At 70.0% G+C, this 19,794-nt stretch carries 21 protein-coding genes and 1 tRNA gene; 11 read left to right on the forward strand and 11 right to left on the reverse strand.

All coding sequences use genetic code 11. The annotated features are described in order from the left end of the window. Positions 1 to 34: 34 nt before the first annotated feature. Genes Q0D57_RS01280 through Q0D57_RS01300 form a run of 5 tightly spaced genes read right to left on the reverse strand, consistent with a single transcriptional unit; the run spans position 35 to position 2,830 of the window. The gene (locus tag Q0D57_RS01280) at positions 35 to 850 is read right to left on the reverse strand and encodes a Nif3-like dinuclear metal center hexameric protein (RefSeq protein ID WP_291036907.1); all 816 of its coding nucleotides are present in this window, start codon (positions 848 to 850) and stop codon (positions 35 to 37) included. A 9-nt stretch (positions 851 to 859) separates the two neighbouring features. Next, on the reverse strand, positions 860 to 1,714 hold the full coding sequence (locus tag Q0D57_RS01285) for an SDR family NAD(P)-dependent oxidoreductase (protein ID WP_291036910.1): 855 nt from the start codon (positions 1,712 to 1,714) through the stop codon (positions 860 to 862). A gap of 52 nt (positions 1,715 to 1,766) precedes the next feature. Beyond that, positions 1,767 to 2,318 carry a hypothetical protein gene (locus Q0D57_RS01290; protein WP_291036912.1) on the reverse strand — a complete coding sequence of 184 codons (552 nt, stop codon included), beginning with the start codon at positions 2,316 to 2,318 and terminating at the stop codon, positions 1,767 to 1,769. A gap of 18 nt (positions 2,319 to 2,336) precedes the next feature. Next, complete coding sequence (locus Q0D57_RS01295) at positions 2,337 to 2,513, reverse strand: hypothetical protein (RefSeq protein WP_291036914.1); 177 nt, start codon at positions 2,511 to 2,513, stop codon at positions 2,337 to 2,339. Further along, positions 2,510 to 2,830, reverse strand: coding sequence for a sigma factor-like helix-turn-helix DNA-binding protein (locus tag Q0D57_RS01300; protein ID WP_291036916.1), 321 nt, complete (start codon positions 2,828 to 2,830; stop codon positions 2,510 to 2,512). The genes Q0D57_RS01295 and Q0D57_RS01300 overlap by 4 nt, the downstream gene beginning before the upstream one ends. A 276-nt stretch (positions 2,831 to 3,106) precedes the next feature. Here Q0D57_RS01300 and Q0D57_RS01305 point away from each other — a divergent pair, with 276 nt between their 5' ends. The 3 genes from Q0D57_RS01305 to Q0D57_RS01315 all read left to right on the forward strand — a co-directional run bounded on the left by Q0D57_RS01305 (position 3,107) and on the right by Q0D57_RS01315 (position 4,946). Then, positions 3,107 to 3,871 carry a CHRD domain-containing protein gene (locus Q0D57_RS01305; protein ID WP_291036919.1) on the forward strand — a complete coding sequence of 255 codons (765 nt, stop codon included), beginning with the start codon at positions 3,107 to 3,109 and terminating at the stop codon, positions 3,869 to 3,871. A 22-nt stretch (positions 3,872 to 3,893) separates the two neighbouring features. Further along, complete coding sequence (locus Q0D57_RS01310) at positions 3,894 to 4,556, forward strand: class F sortase (protein WP_291036921.1); 663 nt, start codon at positions 3,894 to 3,896, stop codon at positions 4,554 to 4,556. 99 nt (positions 4,557 to 4,655) lie between these two features. Next, positions 4,656 to 4,946, forward strand: coding sequence for a hypothetical protein (locus Q0D57_RS01315; RefSeq protein ID WP_291036923.1), 291 nt, complete (start codon positions 4,656 to 4,658; stop codon positions 4,944 to 4,946). A 13-nt stretch (positions 4,947 to 4,959) separates the two neighbouring features. Here Q0D57_RS01315 and secA2 read toward each other — a convergent pair whose 3' ends face one another. Next, entirely contained in the window at positions 4,960 to 7,296 is a 2,337-nt protein-coding gene (gene secA2 / locus Q0D57_RS01320) for an accessory Sec system translocase SecA2 (protein WP_291036925.1), read from the reverse strand. A gap of 220 nt (positions 7,297 to 7,516) precedes the next feature. Beyond that, entirely contained in the window at positions 7,517 to 7,702 is a 186-nt protein-coding gene (locus Q0D57_RS01325; RefSeq protein WP_291036927.1) for a hypothetical protein, read from the reverse strand. Between the two features lie 170 nt (positions 7,703 to 7,872). Between Q0D57_RS01325 and Q0D57_RS01330 the strand changes: the two genes are divergently transcribed. Next, a complete protein-coding gene (locus Q0D57_RS01330; protein ID WP_291036929.1) occupies positions 7,873 to 8,571 on the forward strand; it encodes a hypothetical protein in 699 nt (232 codons plus the stop codon). Positions 8,572 to 8,919: 348 nt separating this feature from the next. Here the strand turns inward: Q0D57_RS01330 and Q0D57_RS01335 are convergent. Further along, positions 8,920 to 8,992: transfer RNA gene (locus tag Q0D57_RS01335), tRNA-Val, on the reverse strand. 46 nt (positions 8,993 to 9,038) lie between these two features. Here Q0D57_RS01335 and Q0D57_RS01340 point away from each other — a divergent pair. Continuing rightward, positions 9,039 to 9,743, forward strand: a complete 705-nt coding sequence (locus Q0D57_RS01340) for a hypothetical protein (RefSeq protein WP_291036931.1) — start codon at positions 9,039 to 9,041, stop codon at positions 9,741 to 9,743. 38 nt (positions 9,744 to 9,781) lie between these two features. On the opposite strand, the gene Q0D57_RS01345 is transcribed toward Q0D57_RS01340, so the two are convergent. Genes Q0D57_RS01345 through Q0D57_RS01355 form a run of 3 tightly spaced genes read right to left on the reverse strand, consistent with a single transcriptional unit; the run spans position 9,782 to position 11,814 of the window. Further along, a complete protein-coding gene (locus Q0D57_RS01345; protein ID WP_291036933.1) occupies positions 9,782 to 10,651 on the reverse strand; it encodes a hypothetical protein in 870 nt (289 codons plus the stop codon). Further along, complete coding sequence (locus Q0D57_RS01350) at positions 10,648 to 11,286, reverse strand: SatD family protein (protein WP_291036936.1); 639 nt, start codon at positions 11,284 to 11,286, stop codon at positions 10,648 to 10,650. The genes Q0D57_RS01345 and Q0D57_RS01350 overlap by 4 nt, the downstream gene beginning before the upstream one ends. Before the next feature lie 54 nt (positions 11,287 to 11,340). Further along, positions 11,341 to 11,814 carry a peroxiredoxin gene (locus tag Q0D57_RS01355; RefSeq protein WP_291036938.1) on the reverse strand — a complete coding sequence of 158 codons (474 nt, stop codon included), beginning with the start codon at positions 11,812 to 11,814 and terminating at the stop codon, positions 11,341 to 11,343. A 206-nt stretch (positions 11,815 to 12,020) separates the two neighbouring features. Here Q0D57_RS01355 and aceE point away from each other — a divergent pair, with 206 nt between their 5' ends. The 6 genes from aceE (at position 12,021) to Q0D57_RS01385 (ending at position 19,770) form a co-directional block, all read left to right on the forward strand. Continuing rightward, a complete protein-coding gene (gene aceE, locus Q0D57_RS01360; protein WP_291036940.1) occupies positions 12,021 to 14,747 on the forward strand; it encodes a pyruvate dehydrogenase (acetyl-transferring), homodimeric type in 2,727 nt (908 codons plus the stop codon). A 44-nt stretch (positions 14,748 to 14,791) separates the two neighbouring features. Beyond that, a complete protein-coding gene (locus tag Q0D57_RS01365; RefSeq protein ID WP_291036942.1) occupies positions 14,792 to 16,024 on the forward strand; it encodes a helix-turn-helix domain-containing protein in 1,233 nt (410 codons plus the stop codon). 93 nt (positions 16,025 to 16,117) lie between these two features. After that, entirely contained in the window at positions 16,118 to 17,053 is a 936-nt protein-coding gene (locus Q0D57_RS01370; RefSeq protein WP_291036944.1) for an ACP S-malonyltransferase, read from the forward strand. Between the two features lie 47 nt (positions 17,054 to 17,100). Then, complete coding sequence (locus tag Q0D57_RS01375; RefSeq protein ID WP_291036961.1) at positions 17,101 to 18,105, forward strand: beta-ketoacyl-ACP synthase III; 1,005 nt, start codon at positions 17,101 to 17,103, stop codon at positions 18,103 to 18,105. Positions 18,106 to 18,157: 52 nt separating this feature from the next. Next, the gene (locus tag Q0D57_RS01380; protein WP_259526901.1) at positions 18,158 to 18,406 is read left to right on the forward strand and encodes an acyl carrier protein; all 249 of its coding nucleotides are present in this window, start codon (positions 18,158 to 18,160) and stop codon (positions 18,404 to 18,406) included. Positions 18,407 to 18,531: 125 nt separating this feature from the next. Then, complete coding sequence (locus tag Q0D57_RS01385) at positions 18,532 to 19,770, forward strand: beta-ketoacyl-ACP synthase II (RefSeq protein ID WP_291036966.1); 1,239 nt, start codon at positions 18,532 to 18,534, stop codon at positions 19,768 to 19,770. Positions 19,771 to 19,794 lie beyond the last annotated feature (24 nt).

Here is a 19,794-nt window from a genome sequence, read left to right on the forward strand (position 1 = left end):
GAGAGCTGGGCTGCGGGGTGACGGGCTGAAGCGGTCACTGCGTGACCACGAAGTCCCAGGGGTCGGTGCGGAGGTCGCTCACGGTGAACTCGACGCCCGGCAGCACCTCGGCGAGGGCGCGGGCGGCGCCGTCGAGCCAGAGCCACTCGCTCGCCCAGTGCGAGACGTCGATGAGGGCAGGGCCGCCGGCGTGCAGGCTCTGCTCGCGCGACTCGGAGGCGGGGTGGTGGCGGAGGTCGGAGGTGATGTAGAGGTCGGCCGCACGCACCGAGGGGTGGCCGAGCAGCGAGTCGCCGGCGCCGCCGCAGAGGGCGACCGTGGAGACCGGCTGGTCGTACTCCCCCGACACCCGCACGCCACCGGCGGTGGCGGGCAGGATCTCACCGAGGGCGAGCGCCACCCGGCCGAGCGTGCTGGGGGTGGTCAGGCGGCCGACCCGGCCGAGCCCCGTCCCCGGGCGGGTGCCGGGCTCGATGGCGGTCTGCTCCACCAGTCCGAGGCGGTTCGCGAGAGCCGACGAGGTGCCGTCGTCGACGATGTCGGCGTTGGTGTGCGCGGCGATCAGGCCGCAGCGGGCCCGGATGAGCTTCGCGAGCAGGGAGCCCTTGAAGCCCGACTCGGCGACGGTGGTGACGCCGCGGAGAAGAAGCGGGTGGTGCACGAGCAGCGCGTCATAGCTCTCGTCGACGGCCTGGTCGACCGTGGCGGCCACGGCGTCGACCGCCAGCAGGACCTTTCGCACGGAGTCGTCACCCGCTCCCGTGACGGGGCCGGGAGCGTCCCACGACTCCGCGAACTCGCTCGGCCAGAGGCGCTCGACGGCGGCGTGGAGATCGGAGAGCGTGGTCACCCGACCAGACTAGTCGGCGGGGAGGCCGACCACCTCGGCCGCGCGCTCCCACAGTGCCCGCTGCAGCGTGGCATCCGTCGCCTGCTTCGCCGTGCGGCCGTGCGGCTTCAGGCGGTCGAAGTAGGCGCCGGAGTCGGTCGGCACGGGCGACGCCTCGGCGAGGGCGATGAGGGGCGTGGCCCCCACCTCGGCGGTGATCCCCCAGCGGCTTCCGGTGAGCGCGTTGCCGAGCTTGATCAGGGGCGAGGTCGCGCCGAATCCGGTGTTGACGGCACCCGGATGCACGGAGAACGCCACGAGGCCGGCCTGCGCACCGCGGCGGGCGAGCTCCTGGGTGAAGAGGATGACGGCGAGCTTGGCGGTGCCGTAGGCGCGCCAGCCGCCGCGCCAGGGGTGATGCGCGTAGTCGAGGTCGCCGAGGTCGATCCGGCCCCAGCGGTTGGCGACGCTCGCCGTGGTGATGACGCGCCCGCGACCGGGCTCGCCCGAGGCCGCCGCGCGCTCGAGCTCGGGGAGCAGCAGACGGGTCAGGAGGTAGTGCGAGTAGAGGTTGGTCTGGATCGTGGCGTCGTGGCCGTCGACCGTGAGGGTGCGCTCCGAGATGAGGCCTCCGGCGTTGTTGAGAAGCACGTCGATGCTGTCGGTGCGCTCCTGGAGCGCTGCGGCGAGGCCGCGCACCTCCGCGAACGACGCGAAGTCGGCCACGAGCGGCTCGGCGCCGAGCTCGACAGCCACCTTCCGCGTGCGCTCCGGGTTCCGGCCCACCACGATCACGCGCTCCCCCGCCTCGGCGAAGTGGCGGGCGGTCACGGTGCCGATGCCCGAGCTGGCTCCGGTGATGACGATCGTGCGCTGCTGGCTCATCCTCCCGAGCCTAGGCCGCAACGGGGGTGCGGGGCTGTGGACTGCCTCGGGGTCAGGTGACTACCGCCGGAAGCGCCGCCGTGGCGACCGTCCCGCCGGCGGCGTCGAGGATCTCGACGCGCGTGGCATCCGGCCGGAGCGTGGCGGTGTTCATGCGGCAGTCGATGGGCACGGCGCTTCCCGTGAACGAGCCCGAGGAGTGCGGGATGCCCGCCTCGTCGACGACGACGACCTCGTAGCGGGCGCCCTCGGCCAGGCCGTCGATCTCGACGATGGTCTCGGTGCCCCAGGTGTGGGCCACGACGGCGCCGTCGACCCGCACGCCCGCAGGCTCGCCGGCGAAGTCGACGGCCTCGAGGGCACCGAGCAGGCCGGGCGCGCCCGGCTGCTCCTCGGCGGCAGGGGCAGCCGGGCCGCCCAGCAGCGGCAGGGCGAGCGCGCCGATGCCCATGCCGACCGCCAGACAGGCCGCGGCGACGACAGGCAGGAGCCAGCGTCGGCGCGGCCGGAGGGCCGAGACCCGCGCGGTCGCAGCGGCGTTCGCGCCGGTCGTCCCTTCGGCGGCGTCGGCACCGATCGCCACCACCCGGCCGCGGAGGCCCACGTCGGGAGCGGAGTCGTCTCACACCGGAACCGCGTGCCGGACGCGGCCCAGCAGGGCGCGCAGCTCGGCGATCTCGCGGTCGACGGCCGGATCGCCCGCACGGAGGGCGTCGAGTTCGGCCCTCTCCTCGGCGGTCAGGGCGTCTGCTGCAGCGGCGGCGACGAGCTCGTCGCGCCGCTCGGGAGTCGAGGTCATGGTCGGCTCTCCTCTCCATCGATGTGGGCGCGCAGTGCGTAGAACACGCGCGATCGCAGGGTGCCGATCGGCACCCCGCTCCGTGCGGAGGCGTCGGCGTAGCTCCGGCCGTCGACGTGGATGGCCACGAAGGCGCTGCGGTGCTCCTCGCTGAGCTTGGCTAGAGCCTCCACGATCGCGAGCCGGTCGAGGGCATCGCCGATCTCGGCGGGCACGTCGTCCGCCTCCTCCCCCGACACGAGCCGCGGGAGCCGCTTCTGGGCGCGCTGGGCGTCGACGATGACGTTCCGCTGGATGGCGAAGAGCCAGGTCCGCACGCGTAGCCGAAGAGAGCGCCGCCGTGGGCGTCGTACTCGGCCGCGAGGTCGAACGCGGAGGGCGTCTCCGATGAGGCGTCCATCACACTCCCCTGCACGGTCACGGATCCTCCTCAGCCTGCCACACGGTCGAAGGGGGTACGGCCGGATGGTGCCGTCCGTTCATCGCCACCCGCCTTCATCCGGAATTTCTCGCGATCACGGTGAACGCATCCGCTCGATCCGCCGTACCTCCCTCAGAACGGGCGACTGGGCCCGCTCGGAAGAGAGGTCGTCATGTCCATTCAGAGAACCGCTCGACGCCGCACGGGAATCATCGGACTGGGCGGTGCCGCCCTCGCCGGCGGGGTGCTCGTGTTCGGAGCCGCGGCACCCGCGCACGCCGAGACCGAGGTCGCCGAGCCGTCGAGCTTCACGAGCGCCTTCACCGTGATGGCCACACCCGACCAGGTGCTGAACGCCGATGGCGTCGCGACGCCCGGCCCGGCCGGGGCCTCGGGCACCTTCGACTTCCGGGTCAACTCCGATCTCGACATCATCTGCTACGACATCACCGTGACCGGGATCTCGGGCGACTACATGAGCCCGGCGAAGACGGCCACCCACATCCACCAGGCCGCCGCCGGCAAGGCAGGCCCGCCGCGGATCGCCTTCCCGAACCCGGCGCCGGTCGGAGACGGCCCGCGCACGAGCTCGGGCTGCCTGCAGGGGCCGTTCACCACCGGGATCGTGAACAACGGCGTCGACACCGGCGATGGCTTCACCCTCGCGCAGCTCGAGGCCGACTCCGCGGCCTTCGCGGCCGACACCCACACGGCGGCGAACCCGGCGGGCGCCGTGCGCGGACAGCTCAGCCAGGTGCCGGTCGGCGGTGTGCAGACCGGTGGCGGAGGCGCGGCCTCGGCGCTCGCCGTGCCCGCGACTCCGGATGCCGCCGGCGCCACGGCCGGTGCGGTCGCTGCGGCGGCCATCGGCGTCGTGGGCCTCGGTCTCGCGGCCGGCGTCGCGCTCAAGCGTCGGCGCGACGGCATCGCCGGTTGAACCGGGCTGACCTGAGGTTCGGATGAGCGGGATCCTCCGCCGTGCGCAGCGGGGCGGGGTGGTGGCGGCTGTCGTGGTCGCCGCCGCCCTGCTCGGCGGATGCGCGGGCTCAGGTGGTGCAGGCGCGCCGGTCGGCTCCTCGTCGCCGGCTGTCGCTGAGGGAGTGTCGCCGCCGGCCCCGACGTCTCCCTCGCCCACGCCGTCACCGGCGCCGTCGGGGGCGCCCGTGCCTCCGGCCCGCGGCGAGGTGCCCGCACGGCTCACGGTGCCGGCGCTCGGCCTCGACGAGGAGCTCATCGACCTGGGCATCGGCACCGACGGCACCATGGAGGTGCCTCAGGACTTCTCGCGGGTCGGCTGGTTCACGGGCGGCGGTCGTGCCGGCGGGATCGGGCCCACGGTGCTCGCCGGGCACGTCGACTCCGCTGTCGGTCCGGCGGTCTTCTTCGACCTGGGGCTCCTGCAGGCCGGCGACCGGTTCTCGGTCACGGATGTCGCGGGGGCCGTCTTCGACTACGAGGTCTACCGCGCCGAGGACTTCCCGAAGGACGAGTTCCCCACCGGCGAGGTGTTCGGCGCGCTCCTCGACGACGAGGTGCGGCTCATCACCTGCACGGGACTCTTCGACGAGTCCGTCGGTCACTACAAGGACAACCGCGTCGTGTTCGCGGCCCGGGTCGCCTGAGTCGGCCGTCACCCCTCCCGGGATGGGGTGGACCGGCCTACGGTGAAGAACGCAAGGCCGCACCGCCGACGGCACGGCCTCCGACGGAAGGACCGCCCCATGGCACTCGAACTCGACGAGACCACTCTCGATCACCGCGACCACGTCTACACCCTCACCGGCGGCGCCCCGGAATGGGCGATCATCCGAGACGGCGTCACCCTGGGCCACCTGGTGCTGACGTCGACGGCGGGTGAGGTGGACAAGCCGGTCTACGCCATCCGCACCACGGAGGGCACGGAAGGCAACCTCTTCGGCTCCGACTGGGAGCAGATCGTCAAGGCCTACCTCAACGACGTCGACCCCGCCATCGCCGCCCCGTACTCGGGCGAATCCGGCGCCTCCCAGTAGCGGTCGTGGGTTCTCACCCGAGGAAGCGGCGGAGCGACGTGGTGGCGCGGCGCCAGAGACGCTTCTCGGGGGAACCGAACGGATCCTCCGTGACCATGTAGGTCCAGGTGGAGCCGGGGCGGAGGAATCTCAGCCCTGCACCGTCGATGTCCCCGTCGGCCACCGCCTTCGCGAGGGTCGAGCCGATTCCGGATGCCACGTCGGGCAGGAAGCTCCCGAACTCCCGCTGGGCGATCTTCACGTACTCGTCGTGCGGGCTGTCGCGGCCGAGGGATCGCAGATGGATCCCCTCCCGCGCCTCCGCGAGGATCGCCGCGTGCCGGCACCAGGACTCGTCGAGGTGGAACAGGGCCGCCCGGGTGGCGAACGCGTCGACCGCCGGCGCACCGAACTCACGCTCCACCGTCGCGAGATCGGCCGCGGCTGCCTGGGTGAGCAGGGTGCCGGCATCCGGTGCCCGGCGAAGGCCCTGCTCGAGCACCTGGTCGCGCAGGCGCAGCACCGCCGCGCGCTGCCGTGCCGGTGTCTCGGCGAAGCGGAGCGTGGCGGCCCGCTGCTGCTCGCGGGAGACCTCGCTCATCCGCTGGGCGTGGTCGAGGATGCCGGCGGCCCGGTCGAGACCCCCGGACCGGATGGCGGCGGAGTGCTCGTCGGACACGAGCTCCAGGTTCGACTGCACCACCTCGTCGTCGAGGCTCGCGAAGAAGATCGTCGAACCGGGGTCACCCTGCCGGCCGGCGCGCCCACGGAGCTGGTCGTCGAGCCGGCCGTTGTCGTAGCGCTCGGCGCCGATCACGCAGAGGCCGCCGAGGGCCGCGACCCGTTCGCGGTCGCTCTCATCGGCACCGCCGAGGCGGATGTCGGTGCCGCGACCCGCCATCTGGGTCGAGATCGTGACCCGCCCGGCCTCGCCCGCCCGGGCGATGATCGCGGCCTCCTCCTCGTCGTTCCTGGCGTTGAGCACGGCCGTGGCCACGCCGGCTCGCCCGAGGTCGGCGGCCAGCCGCTCCGACGCCGCGACACTCGCCGTGCCGACGAGCACGGGACGGCCGGTCGCGTGCTCCGAGCAGACGCGCTCGAGCAGTGCCGCGTGCTTCTCGTCGCGGGTGCGGAAGAGGCGGTCGGGGTGGTCGATGCGCCGGGAGGGCACTCGGGAGCCGATCTCGCCGGTCGTGAACCCGTAGCCCTCCGCCAGCAGCGGCGCCACGGCCAGCGCCGTGCCGCTCATGCCGCACACCGTGCGGTGCGAGGCGAGGAGCGATCGCACGGTGATCGAGTCCAGGACCTCGCTCACGGCACTCGGCCGGAGGCCCTCCTTCACCTCGATGGCCTCGTGCAGCCCGTCCGGCCAGCGCTGTGCGACCGCCACCCGGCCGCGCGCGGCGCTGATGAGCTCGAGTCGCCCCTCGCGCACGAGGTAGTCGACATCGCGCTGGACGAGCGCTCGGGCGTGCAGCGCGATGTTCACGGCGGTGAGGTGGTCGTGCGTGACCGAGTCGAAGAGGTTCGAGACCCCGAGCCGGCGTTCCACGGCGGTGGTGCCGGCCTCCGTGAGCGACACGTTGAGGCGATCGGTGTCGATCTCGAAGTGCTCGTGCTCCTCGAGCTCCGCCACCGCTGCCGCGATGCGGGGTGAATCGATGAGGCGCTCGCCGCCGGCAGCGGCAGTGGCAGCAGCAGCGGCCAGGACGAGGGGGGTGCTCGCCTCGTCGATGAGCACGGCGTCGACCTCGTCGACGATCGCCACGTCCGGCCGCACCAGCGGCCCCTGCTCGCGGTCGACGCGGAAGCGGTCGCGGAGCGTGTCGAAGCCGAGCTCCGACGCGGAGACGTAGACGACGTCGGCGGCGTAGGCGAGGCGGCGCGACTCCGGATCCTGGTCGGCCGAGATCCACCCGACCGTGGCGCCGAACGCCTCGAGCAGTGGGCGCATCCACTCCGCGTCCCTCCGCGCGAGGTAGTCGTTGACCGAGATCACGTGCACGCGCCGGCCCTGCAGCACGAACCCGACCGCGGCGATCGCCCCGGCGAGCGTCTTGCCCTCCCCGGTGGCCAGCTGCACCCCGTGCCCGCCGAGCAGGGCGAGGGCTGCGATCAGCTGTGTGGAGAACGGCCGCTGTCCGAGGGTGCGCGCGCTCGCGTCGCCGACGATGCGACAGAACAGCCTCAGCTCGTCGTCGCTCCAGCGGCGCCCGACCGCCTCCCGCAGCCCGTCGATCACCATCGCATCAGACGACCCGTCCGAGGCCGGAACCGATGCGACGAGGCGCTCGAGACGATGGAAGCTCGCGACCCCGCCGATCCCGAGGAAGGCCTGGAGACGAGTGAGCGCGGGCCCCGAGATGAGCATGGGTCATCTTACAACGGCTCCTGCAGAGGAGTGGGCCCTACCGGGATCGAACCGATGACATCCACGGTGTGGATGTGCCTAAGCCCCGGGATCCGCCATTCCACGAGTTTCTCGAATTCGCAGGTGCTCGAACTCGTCCCCGACTCCAACCGACGGGCACGCCTCAGGCGCGCGGTACGGGGAGGTGAAACTGCACGGTGGGGCCGTACGGGGCCATGACCTAAACGCTCTCAGGTACGCCCTCCAGCACCAGAGCAACGCCGTCGTCCACCCAGTGGATCGCCGCAGACCGTCCAGCCGCTTGGAACATGGTGGACCCATCGTCCTCGTTGAAGATGTCGCCGAACGCGATGGTGCCGATGTGCTCCGGCCCGATGTCCCCGGCTTCGATTTTGACGATGGACAATTTGCTCTCCCTCGGTTGCAAGCAAGGGGGGACGCTGCCGTCTCAGGATAACAACCTTCGGCCCGCTATCAACCTAACGCCGCGTGACGGCCCACGGAGGATCACGTGCCGGTTACTCGATGGGTGCGGTCCACCTCGGGCATGTCTGTGGGGACGGTTACGATTCGCATATGCCGGAAGTCAGCCAGGAGTTCCACGCCACCCGCTTCAAAGCTCAGACTCTCCAGAGGGGCATAGACTCTCTAAAGCAGTTGATGGAACGTCGAGTGATGCAGTGGTGGGACGGGTACAACTCAAGTCACGACCCACACGGCTATCCAGCTCCCGCTGAGAGCCAGAGGCCCGGTGGAGAGATGGAGATGAATGTCATCTACGCATCGATCGAAAGCTCAGCAGGCCGAACGCGCACGTTCGATGACATTGAAAAATTCCTGTTGGCGATGAGACAGCCGTACAAGAGCGTCAGTATGAGCGTCTATATCACTCATCCGCTAGTAGGTAGCTACAAAATGGATCAGGGGCTCTCCTTTTCTGACTACGGATCAGGGACTACGACAGTCAAGGTTTCTGCCCCTTCAGACACCGACGCGGAGAGAGTCCTCTCTATCTTCATCGATGCTGCGGAGGAATCGAGGGTGCCCGTGGCGACACCTTCGAATGCTGCTCCGGAACCTCGTATCGATCGGAGACAAGCAAGCCCGTCCAGACTTCGTCGAGTCGGCTCTGCTCTCAACAAGCACCTGGTTCCTATCATCTCGGCCGCTGCGATTGCCGCAGTCAGTGCATTCATCACGGTCTTGGTTACAAATGCGGTTGACAACGAACCACCGGCACCGGCTGTCACTGTCACCGTGACTCCGGGAGGCTAGAGGTGACAAATCCAAATCAGGCGGTCCACAGGAGACAGTCTCGTCCGGACCCGCACGGTGTTGTTCGCAAGGTTCCGCGCCTGTCGCTCTAGGGGCGTGGTCGAGTCCGGGGGGACAAAATGAAGAAAGTCCCGTCATCGCGGCTGAGGCTTTCCCTCAACTCGATGATGTTCTCTTCCACAGCAAGCCGCGGGTGGCCGGACGGATCGCCCACGTCCCTGGCACCAGTCGCCAGATCCCACCGGTGTCGCAATACAGGCGGACGCCCTTCGGCAAAAGTAGGCCCGAAAAACAGAAAACCGTCGGCTTGACCGGGGTTCCTTAACCTTGACCGAGGGTTCTACTACGTGGGCCCTACCGGGATCGAACCGATGACATCCACGGTGTAAACGTGGCGCTCTACCAGCTGAGCTAAAGGCCCCCTCGCGCCGAGGCGCCCCAAAAGCATACAGGCCTAGACTGCGGGTGTGCCTCCGCAGCCCTCCGCCTCCATCCGTGCGGAGAGAGCCCAGGCCGAGCACCGCTGGCCGGCGGCGATCGGGGTCATCGTCATCCTCGTGAGCTACGCGGTGCTGCCGAATCACCTGTTCGGGGTCATCCGCTACGGCGTCGTGGTCGTGTGCCTGGCACTGCTCGTGGCCGTGATCGTGGTCAACCCGCACCGGATGGTGAAGCAGACCGCCTGGTCGCGCCGGCTCGGGCTCGTGCTGGCCCTCGTGATCGGCGCGACGAACCAGCTGCTGCTCGTGCTCCTCATCTCGCTGCTCGTGCAGAACTCGCAGGACGGCCCGACCCTCCTCCTCGCCGCACTCCAGATCTGGGTGACCAACGTGATCGGCTTCGCCCTGCTCTACTGGGAGTTCGATCGGGGCGGCCCGGTCGTGCGCACGCAGCGCTCGCGCGAGCACCTGCCTCCCGCCGACTTCCGCTTTCCCCAGGACGAGGACCACGACGCCTCCCCCGAGGTCGCCGCGCACTCGTCGAAGTCGAGCAACTGGCTGCCGGGCTTCGTCGACTACTTCTACTTCTCGCTCTCGAACTCGATGGCGTTCAGCCCCACCGACACGATGCCCCTCACGCATCGCGCCAAGCTGCTGATGGGCCTTGAGGCCTTCGCCGGGTTCGTGCTGCTCGCTCTGGTGATCGCCCGCGGCGTCAGCCTGCTCGGCTGAGACTGCATATAAGCCCCCGCCTTATATCCGCCCGGATATCAGCCCTGAGCTGATATCCAGAGGGCTCCCGCGGCCAGGATGGCGAGCGACCAGCTCACAAGACTGCCCACCAGGAAGTACTCGGCCTTGGACCCGCCCGGCCCGTCCTGCGAGATCTCGGGGAACCGCACGATCCCCTTGGCGGCGAGGATGCCCGCCACGATCGGCAGGGCCCCGGCGAGCGTGAGCCCGACGATCAGCAGCCGCTCGAGCGGCCCGATGATGCGCCCGCCCCGCAGATCCTCCACCACGAGAGGAGCAGCCTCGCTCTCGGCGACGGGCCGCCGCGACCACCAGCGCGCTGCCGACCGGCGAGCGGGGGCGAGGGGCTCCGGATCGGCCGCGTCCGCGACCACCCGGCCGAGCCTGGCCTCCTCCATGGCCGGCCGGAGCGCCGAGCGCACGACGATGTTCGCGCTCTCGACCAGGAACAGCGCCGACCCGATCCCGAGCACCACGGTCGTCGGTGGCAGCGCGGCCACGGCTCCCGCCGGCGACGCGGCGAGAGCGTCGGCGAGGAAGCCCGAGAGGCCGGACGGCACGGGATCCACGAAGGCCGTGGCGACGAGCGCCACGACGACGGCCACAGCGGGGAGCGCCCGCGCACGGGACACCCGGGACACCCTTGACCGGCGGCCCGCCTCGACGGCCGGCTCGGTGCGGGTGGTGAGCAGCCAGCCCACGCCGAGCAGCAGGGGCACGGCGAGCCACGCCGGAGGCACCCCCAGCCCGGTGGCGGCGAGCACGAGCACCGCGACCCAGACGAGCCCGATCGCCGCGACGGTGACGGGCATCGGCGCCCGCCGGAGCCCGGCCCGGATGATGTCGGCCGCGCCGATGACGACGAGGATGAGCGCACCGATGATCATGACAGCCCCTTCAGCTGCGCCACCGCGGCCAGCAGGTTCATGCCCCCGGACCGCCGGAGGGCCTGCGACACGGCGCCCTGCGAGATCCCCTCGATCTCGGCGAGCTCGCTCTGCACGCGCCCGCTCATGGTGCCGAAGGTGAGGCGGCGCGCGCGCTCGCTCATCGCTCCGACGATGTGGTCGCGAGCGAGGAGGTAGGCGTTCACGGTGCCCTCCAGCGCCTCGTCGCCCGGCCCGGCCCTGAACCAGCCGCGGAGGCTCGGCGTGCGCGAGTCCTCACGGTCGTGGGCCTCGTCGATCGCCTCGCGCGCCCGCCACCAGCCCGAGCCGTCCTGGATCGGTCCGGCGGCGCCCGCACCCACCTCCTTCACCTCGCCGAGACCGAGGCCGAATCGGCAGTCGACCCCTTCGGGAAGGGCGAGCCGAGCCGCGAGAGTCGCCTCGAGGGCGACCCCGACGGACGGATACACGGCCTGGAACTCGTCGCCCACCGTCGCGCGGAAAGGCGAGCCGACGGCGATGAGGTCGTCGACCTCGGCGAACGCGCCCTGGATGCCCGCCTGGACGACCGGGCGGTCGACCAGCGCGCGGGATCCGACGATGTCGACGATCACGGCCACGCTCTGCTCGCTCATGGATATTAGCCTAGCGCTAATAATCGGCGAATATAAGCTGTGGGCTGATATCGATCAGACGCGAGCGGGCGTGAGGTCCTCGACGGCCGCGCGATAGGCCTCGATCGAGCGGGCCTCACCCGGAGCGGTGATGAAGCTCGCGCGGATGATCCGGTTCGTGTCGATCAGGAACGTCGCGCGGTTGGCGAAGCCCTTCTCCTCCAGGAACACCCCGTAGTCCTTCGCGACATCGCCGTGCGGCCAGAAGTCGGCCACGAGAGTGAAGTCGTACCCCTCCTTCTCGGCCCACGCGCGGAGCGTGGCCTTCGAGTCGACGGAGATGCCGATGAGCTCGACGTTCGCATCCTTGAACATCGAGAGGTTCTCCTCGAGGGCGCAGAGCTCGCTCGTGCAGACGCCGGAGAAGGCGAGGGGGAAGAACACGAGGGCCACGGGCTTCTTGCCCTGGAACTGACTCAGGCGGATCCGCTCGCCGTACTGATTGGGGAGATCGAAATCGGGAGCGAGAGTGTCGTTCTCCAAAGCCATGAGGCTTCCTTTCACTGCCGGTCGTCGTTCCGGCAAACGCGTCCTCGATACTAGACCCGGTGCGCCGATACACCAAGCAACCCCGGATCGGCACCGGGCATCGGCACCGGAATAAGTCACTAGGCTGTTCTGTGGCGTTCCGCTCCACTATCCCGGAGCGGGCGTCCGCCACGTAACGATCTGTACACAACAGAAAGAGGTCGCCGGTGACTGTCAACGACCAGGACCCTTACTCGGCCGGACATTCCGATTCGGATCCCGACGAGACCGCTGAGTGGAACGAGTCCCTCGACGCCCTCGTCGAAGCACGTGGCCACGGCCGCGCGCGGGACATCATGCTCAGCCTGCTGAAGCGGTCCAAAGAACTGCACCTCAACGTTCCGATGGTGCCGACGACCGACTACATCAACACCATCGCTCCGGAGAACGAGCCGGAGTTCCCGGGCGACGAGTCGCTCGAGCGCAAGTACCGCGCGTGGATCCGCTGGAACGCGGCCATGACCGTGCACCGGGCGCAGCGGCCCGGCATCGCGGTCGGTGGCCACATCTCGACCTACGCGTCGAGCGCAGCGCTCTACGAGGTCGGCTTCAACCACTTCTTCCGCGGCCAGGACCACCCAGGCGGCGGCGACCAGATCTTCATCCAGGGCCACGCCTCTCCCGGCACCTACGCCCGCGCCTTCCTCGAGGGCCGCCTCGACACGCACCAGCTCGACGGCTTCCGCCAGGAGAAGTCGCACGCCGGCGGGGGCCTCAGCTCCTACCCGCACCCGCGTCTGATGCCGCACTTCTGGCAGTTCCCGACCGTCTCGATGGGCCTCGGCCCGATCAACGCGATCTACCAGGCGCAGCTCAACAAGTACATCACCAACCGCGGCATCAAGGATGCGTCGGACCAGCAGGTCTGGGCCTTCCTCGGCGACGGCGAGATGGACGAGGTCGAGAGCCGCGGCCAGCTCCAGGTGGCGGCCAACGACGGCCTCGACAACCTCAACTTCGTGATCAACTGCAACCTGCAGCGTCTCGACGGCCCGGTGCGCGGCAACGGCAAGATCGTGCAGGAGCTCGAGAGCTTCTTCCGCGGCGCCGGCTGGAACGTCATCAAGGTGGTCTGGGGCCGCGAGTGGGACGACCTGCTCAACCGCGACACCGAGGGCGCTCTGCTGAACCTCATGAACACGGTCCCGGACGGCGACTTCCAGACCTACAAGGCCGAGTCCGGCGCCTACGTGCGCGAGAACTTCTTCGGTCGCGACCCGCGCGCGCTCGAGCTCGTCAAGGACTACACCGACGACCAGATCTGGAACCTCAAGCGCGGTGGCCACGACTACCGCAAGGTCTACGCCGCCTTCAAGGCCGCGAGCGAGCACAAGGGCCAGCCCACCGTCATCCTGGCGCACACCATCAAGGGCTACGGCCTGGGACCTGCCTTCGAGGGCCGCAACGCCACGCACCAGATGAAGAAGATGACGCTGGACAACCTCAAGACGTTCCGCGACCAGATGCACATCCCGGTCACGGATGCGCAGCTCGAGGAGAACCCCTACCTCCCGCCCTACTACCACCCGGGCGAGAACGACGAGGCGATCCAGTACATGCACGAGCGCCGTCGTGCGCTCGGCGGCTACCTGCCCGAGCGCCGCACGAAGCACACGGCGTTCACGATGCCGGACGACTCGAGCTACCAGACCCTGAAGAAGGGCTCCGGCACGCAGGAGATCGCCACCACGATGGCCTTCGTGCGCCTGCTGAAGGACCTGACCCGGGCGAAGGACTTCGGCAACCGCGTCGTCCCGATCATCCCGGACGAGGCGCGCACCTTCGGCATGGACGCCTTCTTCCCGTCGAACAAGATCTACAACCCCAAGGGCCAGACCTACACCTCCGTCGACCGGGAGCTCCTCCTGGCCTACAAGGAGAGCCCGCAGGGCCAGATCATTCACGTCGGCATCAACGAGGCGGGCGCCCTCGCGGCGTTCACCGCGGTGGGCACGAGCTACTCGACCCAGGGCGAGCCGCTCATCCCGATCTACGTGTTCTACTCGATGTTCGGCTTCCAGCGCACGGGCGACGCCCTGTGGGCGGCGGGCGACCAGATGGCGCGCGGCTTCGTGATCGGCGCCACCGCAGGCCGCACCACCCTCACGGGTGAGGGCCTGCAGCACGCCGACGGCCACTCGCTGCTGCTGGCGGCCACGAACCCCGCGGTCGTGACCTACGACCCCGCCTACGGCTACGAGCTCAACCACATCGTGCGCGCCGGTCTCGAGCGGATGTACGGGGGCGAGCACGAGGACCCGAACGTCATGTACTACCTGACGGTCTACAACGAGCCGCACGTGCAGCCGGCCGAGCCCGAGGGCCTCGACGTCGACGGACTCCTCCGCGGCATCTACAAGCTCAAGTCAGGAGGCGACAACGGGCCCAAGGCCCAGATCCTCTCCTCCGGTGTGGCCGTGCCGTGGGCTCTCGAGGCCCAGAAGCTGCTCGCCGACGACTGGGGCGTGTCGGCCGACGTCTGGTCGGTCACGTCGTGGACGGAGCTCCGCCGCGAGGGCCTCAAGGCGGAGGAGCACAACTTCCTCCACCCGAACGACGACAAGCGCGTGCCGTACCTCACGACCAAGCTGCAGGATGCCCGCGGCCCGTTCGTGGCGGTCACCGACTACATGCACGCGGTGTCGGACCAGATCCGTCAGTTCGTTCCCGGTGACTACGCCACGCTCGGCGCCGACGACTTCGGCTTCTCGGACACCCGTCCGGCCGCGCGGCGCTACTTCAAGATCGACGGCCCCTCCGTGGTGGTGCGCGTCCTCGAGCAGCTCGCCGAGCGCGGCGAGGTCGACCGCAACGCCCCGTCCTGGGCCATCGAGAAGTACCGTCTCTACGACGTGACGGCCGGCACCTCCGGCTCGGCGGGCGGCGAGAGCTGATCCGCCACCGATGAGCACACGATCGATCGCGGTCGGGAGCGCCGATGGCTAAAACCAAGGCACAGACCCTGGCCTGGCTCCGCACCATCTCGGGCGAGCTCTCGACCGCGACGATCAAGAAGCTCGACGCCACGCTGCCCTGGTACGGCGACATGCCGCCCGGGCGGCGCTCGGCGGTGGGCCTCGTGGCCCAGGCGGGCATCAAGTCGTTCATCCAGTGGTACGACGACCCCACCACCACGACCTGGATAGCGGCCGACGTGTTCGGCTCCGCACCCCGGGAGCTCCTCCGCTCGGTGAGCCTGCAGCAGACGCTGCAGCTCATCCGGGTGGTCGTGGAGGTCGTCGAGGAGCGGGTCGCGGGCTCCGATCCGTCGCTCCGCGAGGCGATGCTGCTCTACTCGCGCGAGATCGCCTTCGCGGCAGCGGATGTCTACGCGAGGGCCGCCGAGGCCCGTGGGCTCTGGGACGCACGGCTCGAGGCCCTCGTGGTCGACTCCATCCTCTCGGGCGAGTACGACGACGAGCTGCCGAGCCGGATCGCGGCGCTCGGCTGGCACGGCCACGGCGAGGTGAGCGTGCTCGTCGGAACGACTCCGCGCCAGCTCGACGTCGATCAGCTGCGCCGCACGGCCCGGCACCTCAACGCCGACCTCCTGATCGGCGTGCAGGGCGGGCGGCTCGTGCTCGTGATCGGGCGCGCGTATCCCGCCGACGGCGCTCCGCTCGACGCGGGAGGGCCGGAGGACGACGATCTGCCCGCGAACGCCGCGGGCCCCGACGAGGTGCTCTCGTTCCTCGACATCGCCACCCAGCTCGAGCCCGGCTTCGGCCCGGGCTACCTCGTGCTCGGCCACGAGGTGCCGAGCCTCGTGGATGCCTCTCGCAGCGCCAAGGCGGCCCTCGCCGGCTTCGCGGTGGCGAAGGCCTGGCGGAACGCGCCGCGGCCCATGCTCGCCGACGACCTGCTGCCCGAGCGCGCCCTCGCGGGCGACCCGCTCGCCCGCTCGACCCTCGTCAACCGCGTCTACCGACCGCTGCAGGACCAGTCGCCCGAGCTCATGACCACCCTCTGGTGCTACCTCGACAACGGCCGCTCGCTCGAGGCCACCGCACGCGAGCTCTTCGTGCACCCGAACACCGTCCGCTACCGCCTGAAGCGCGTCACGCAGGTGATCGGCTGGGACGCCACGGGCGCCCGCGAGGCCCTCATCCTGCAGTCGGCGCTCATCCTCGGTTCGATGAACGACCACGACTCCCCCACGCCGCGTCGGTGACGCCCTGCGTGTATGCCTTTCCGACAATGTCTTTCGTGATCTGCTGTATGCGATCGACACAAGCAATCACCGAACCTTTGGGAGACTGAACTGATGATCGTCGTCGTATGCCCGGGCCAGGGCTCGCAGACCCCCGGCTTCTTGGAACCCTGGATCGCCGAGCCGTCCTTCCGCGACACCCTCGAAGAACTGGGCGACGCCGCCGGGGTCGACCTCGTGCAGCACGGCACCGTGAGCGACGCCGACACGATCCGCGACACCGCGGTGGCCCAGCCGCTCATCGTGGCCACCGGCATCCTGACCCTCGACGCGCTGTTCGACGGTCTCTCCAACACCGCCGGTCGGCGCGCGCGGGTGGGCGGCATCGCCGGACACTCGGTGGGCGAGATCACCGCAGCCGCCGGCGCCGGCATCCTCACCAAGGGTGACGCCATGCGCATCGTCGGCGAGCGAGGCCGTGCCATGGCCGATGCGGCGGCCGTGACCACCACCGGCATGAGCGCGGTGGTGGGAGGCGACCAGGCCGAGCTGCTGGCCCTCTTCGACGAGGTCGGCGTTCTTCCCGCCAACTACAACGGCGGCGGCCAGATCGTGGTGGCCGGTGCCCCCGACGCCCTCGCCCGTCTCGCCGAGAGCGTGCCGCGCGGCGTGCGCGTCGTGCCCCTGCAGGTGGCCGGCGCCTTCCACACCCACTTCATGGCCCCTGCCGTCGACCGGCTCGCGGCCGTCGCCGCCTCGGTGCACCCCGCCGACCCGACACTGCCGATCTGGACCAACAACGACGGATCGCGCGTCGACTCGGGAGCCCGATTCGTCGAGCTGCTCGTGGGCCAGGTCTCCTCCCCCGTGCGCTGGGACCTCGACATGGAGGCCTTCGCGGCCGCCGGGGTCACCGGACTCATCGAGGTCGCCCCCGCCGGCGCCCTCACCGGCCTCGCCAAGCGCGGCCTCAAGGGCGTGCCGGCCGTCGCCGTCAAGACCCCCGACGACCTCGCGGCCGCCTTCGACCTCCTCGACCAGGCCGCCTGAGCGACCGCCATCTCACCCGACACACGGAAGGCCTCGCGGTAACCCCCATGACGCAGCCCACCCTCACGCAGAGCTCCGGCCCCCAGTTCACCCGCATCCACGCCATCGGCGCTGCCCGCGGCGACCTCTCGGTCGTCAACGACGACCTGGTCGGCCCGATCGACTCCTCCGACGAGTGGATCCGCCAGCGCACCGGCATCGCCGAGCGCAAGCGCGCCTCGCACGACGTCTTCGCCGTCGACCTCGCCGAGGCCGCCGCGAAGGAGGCCATCGAGGGAGCCGGCATCCTGCCGTCGCAGATCGGCGCCATCCTCGTCTCCACCATCAGCAACCCGGTCATCACGCCCTCGCTCGCCACGCACGTGGCCGAGCGGATCGGCGCACCGCACGCCGCCGCCTACGACATCAGTGCGGCCTGCGCCGGGTACGCCTACGGCATCGGCCAGGCCGACTCGCTCATCAGGGCCGGTCTCGCCGAGTACGTGCTCGTGATCGGCGCCGAGAAGCTCTCGGAGTACGTCGACCCGACCGACCGGTCGATCTCGTTCCTCCTCGGTGACGGGGCGGGAGCCGCGGTCGTGGGCCCGAGCGACAGCGTCGGCATCGGCCCCACCATCTGGGGCTCGGATGCGACCAAGCGCGACGAGATCTTCATGACCGGCACGAGCATCGCGTTCCGCGACCAGGAGACCGAGTGGCCGACCCTCCGCCAGAACGGCCAGGCCGTGTTCCGCTGGGCCGTGTGGGAGATGGTCAAGGTCGCCAAGCAGGCCCTCGAGGCCGCCGGGGTGACCGTCGACGACCTGGCCGCCTTCATCCCGCACCAGGCCAACATGCGCATCATCGACGAGTTCGCCAAGCAGCTGAAGCTCCCGGAGTCCGTCGCCATCGGTCGCGACATCGAGACCACCGGAAACACCTCGGCCGCGTCGATCCCGCTCGCCACGCACAGGCTGCTGGCGGAGAACCCGTCGCTGTCCGGCGGTCTCGCGCTGCAGATCGGCTTCGGCGCCGGTCTCGTGTTCGGCGCGCAGGTCGTCGTCCTGCCCTGAATCCACTGACTACACTGAATCTCGGTCAAACCACACCTCAAGGAGAAGAACAATGGCACTGTCCAACGAAGAAGTACTGGCCGGGCTGGCCGAGCTCATCAACGACGAGACCGGCATCGCGACCGACACTGTCGAGCTGGACAAGTCCTTCACCGACGACCTCGACATCGACTCGATCTCGATGATGACCATCGTCGTGAACGCCGAGGAGAAGTTCGACGTGAAGATCCCCGACGAAGAGGTCAAGAACCTCAAGACGGTCGGCGACGCCGTCACCTTCATCGTCGCCGCCCAGGGCTGACACCGCCCCACCTGCGCCTGGTCGGCAGGATCACGTTCTTCAGATCCGATCCTGCCGACCTCCCGCGCCCTGCAGCACCCGCCGTTCCCGGCACCCTGGACTGACCACCCACAGAAAGTTTCACCATGAGCACGAAGAAGATCGTCGTCACCGGCATCGGCACGACCTCCCCCCTCGGCGGCACCGCCCCCGAGAGCTGGAAGAACCTGCTCGCAGGCGAGTCCGGCGCCAGCACGCTCACCCAGGACTGGGTCGCGGAGCGCGAGCTGCCGGTCACCTTCGCCGCTCAGGCCCGCGTGCCCGCCTCGGAGTCGCTCGAGCGCATCGAGACCAAGCGCCTCGACCCCGGCAGCCAGTTCGCGCTCATCGCCGCCCGTGAGGCGTGGGAAGACGCAGGCTCCCCCGACGTCGTGCCCGAGCGCTTCGGCGTCGACTGGGCCACCGGCATCGGCGGGGTCTGGACCCTGCTCGACGCCTGGGACACCCTGCGCGAGAAAGGCCCCCGCCGGGTGCTGCCCATGACCGTGCCCATGCTCATGCCCAACGGCCCCGCCGCCGCCATCGAGATGTCGCTCGGCGCGCGCGCCGGCGCCCGCACCGTGGTCTCGGCCTGCGCCTCCAGCACCGAGTCGATCGTGAACGCCTGGGAGCACCTTCAGGCCGGCTACGCCGACATCATCATCGCGGGAGGCTCCGAGGCCGCCATCCACCCGCTGCCGATCGCCGCCTTCGCCTCGATGCAGGCGCTCTCCAAGCGCAACGACGACCCGGCCACGGCATCCCGCCCCTACGACCTCACGCGCGACGGCTTCGTGCTCGGCGAGGGCGCAGCCGCCCTCGTGCTCGAGACCGAGGAGCACGCCCTCGCCCGAGGCGCCAAGATCTACGCCGAGCTGCTCGGCGGTGCCGTCACGAGCGACGCGTACCACATCACCGCTCCGGACCCCGAGGGCTCGGCCGCCGCCCGCGCCATGCTCGCGGCCGTCGCGACCGCCGGATACTCGCTCGACGACGTGGCACACATCAACGCCCACGCCACCTCGACGCCCGTGGGTGACATCGCCGAGTACAAGGCCCTCCTGCAGGTCTTCGGCGACCGCCTGCACGAGATCCCCGTCTCCGCGACGAAGGCCTCCACGGGCCACCTCCTCGGCGGCGCCGGTGCCATCGAGGCCATCTTCACGGTGCTCGCCCTGCACGAGCGCACCGCTCCCCCCACCATCAACCTCTCGGAGCAGGACCCCGAGATCCCCCTCGACGTCGTCCGCGAGCCGCGGCAGCTCCCCGAGGGTGAACTCGTCGCGATCAGCAACTCGTTCGGCTTCGGCGGCCACAACGCGGTCGTCGCTTTCAAGACGGCCTGACCCCGACGACCCGTCACTTCGTCC

Origin of the sequence: Herbiconiux sp. (assembly GCF_023264895.1) — a bacterium.
Classification (GTDB): Bacteria; Actinomycetota; Actinomycetes; order Actinomycetales; family Microbacteriaceae; genus Herbiconiux.

What these genes read in the sequence shown, in the direction of transcription:
- Q0D57_RS01370 (WP_291036944.1), top strand. Translation starts at nt 16,118, where the DNA reads ATGATCGTCGTCGTATGCCCGGGCCAGGGCTCGCAGACCCCCGGCTTC.
- Q0D57_RS01365 (WP_291036942.1), top strand. Translation starts at nt 14,792, where the DNA reads ATGGCTAAAACCAAGGCACAGACCCTGGCCTGGCTCCGCACCATCTCG.
- Q0D57_RS01385 (WP_291036966.1), top strand. Translation starts at nt 18,532, where the DNA reads ATGAGCACGAAGAAGATCGTCGTCACCGGCATCGGCACGACCTCCCCC.
- Q0D57_RS01355 (WP_291036938.1), bottom strand. Translation starts at nt 11,814, where the DNA reads ATGGCTTTGGAGAACGACACTCTCGCTCCCGATTTCGATCTCCCCAAT.
- Q0D57_RS01295 (WP_291036914.1), bottom strand. Translation starts at nt 2,513, where the DNA reads ATGACCTCGACTCCCGAGCGGCGCGACGAGCTCGTCGCCGCCGCTGCA.
- Q0D57_RS01380 (WP_259526901.1), top strand. Translation starts at nt 18,158, where the DNA reads ATGGCACTGTCCAACGAAGAAGTACTGGCCGGGCTGGCCGAGCTCATC.
- Q0D57_RS01350 (WP_291036936.1), bottom strand. Translation starts at nt 11,286, where the DNA reads ATGAGCGAGCAGAGCGTGGCCGTGATCGTCGACATCGTCGGATCCCGC.
- secA2 (WP_291036925.1), bottom strand. Translation starts at nt 7,296, where the DNA reads ATGCTCATCTCGGGGCCCGCGCTCACTCGTCTCCAGGCCTTCCTCGGG.
- Q0D57_RS01315 (WP_291036923.1), top strand. Translation starts at nt 4,656, where the DNA reads ATGGCACTCGAACTCGACGAGACCACTCTCGATCACCGCGACCACGTC.
- Q0D57_RS01285 (WP_291036910.1), bottom strand. Translation starts at nt 1,714, where the DNA reads ATGAGCCAGCAGCGCACGATCGTCATCACCGGAGCCAGCTCGGGCATC.
- Q0D57_RS01330 (WP_291036929.1), top strand. Translation starts at nt 7,873, where the DNA reads ATGCCGGAAGTCAGCCAGGAGTTCCACGCCACCCGCTTCAAAGCTCAG.
- Q0D57_RS01305 (WP_291036919.1), top strand. Translation starts at nt 3,107, where the DNA reads ATGTCCATTCAGAGAACCGCTCGACGCCGCACGGGAATCATCGGACTG.
- Q0D57_RS01345 (WP_291036933.1), bottom strand. Translation starts at nt 10,651, where the DNA reads ATGATCATCGGTGCGCTCATCCTCGTCGTCATCGGCGCGGCCGACATC.
- Q0D57_RS01310 (WP_291036921.1), top strand. Translation starts at nt 3,894, where the DNA reads ATGAGCGGGATCCTCCGCCGTGCGCAGCGGGGCGGGGTGGTGGCGGCT.
- Q0D57_RS01375 (WP_291036961.1), top strand. Translation starts at nt 17,101, where the DNA reads ATGACGCAGCCCACCCTCACGCAGAGCTCCGGCCCCCAGTTCACCCGC.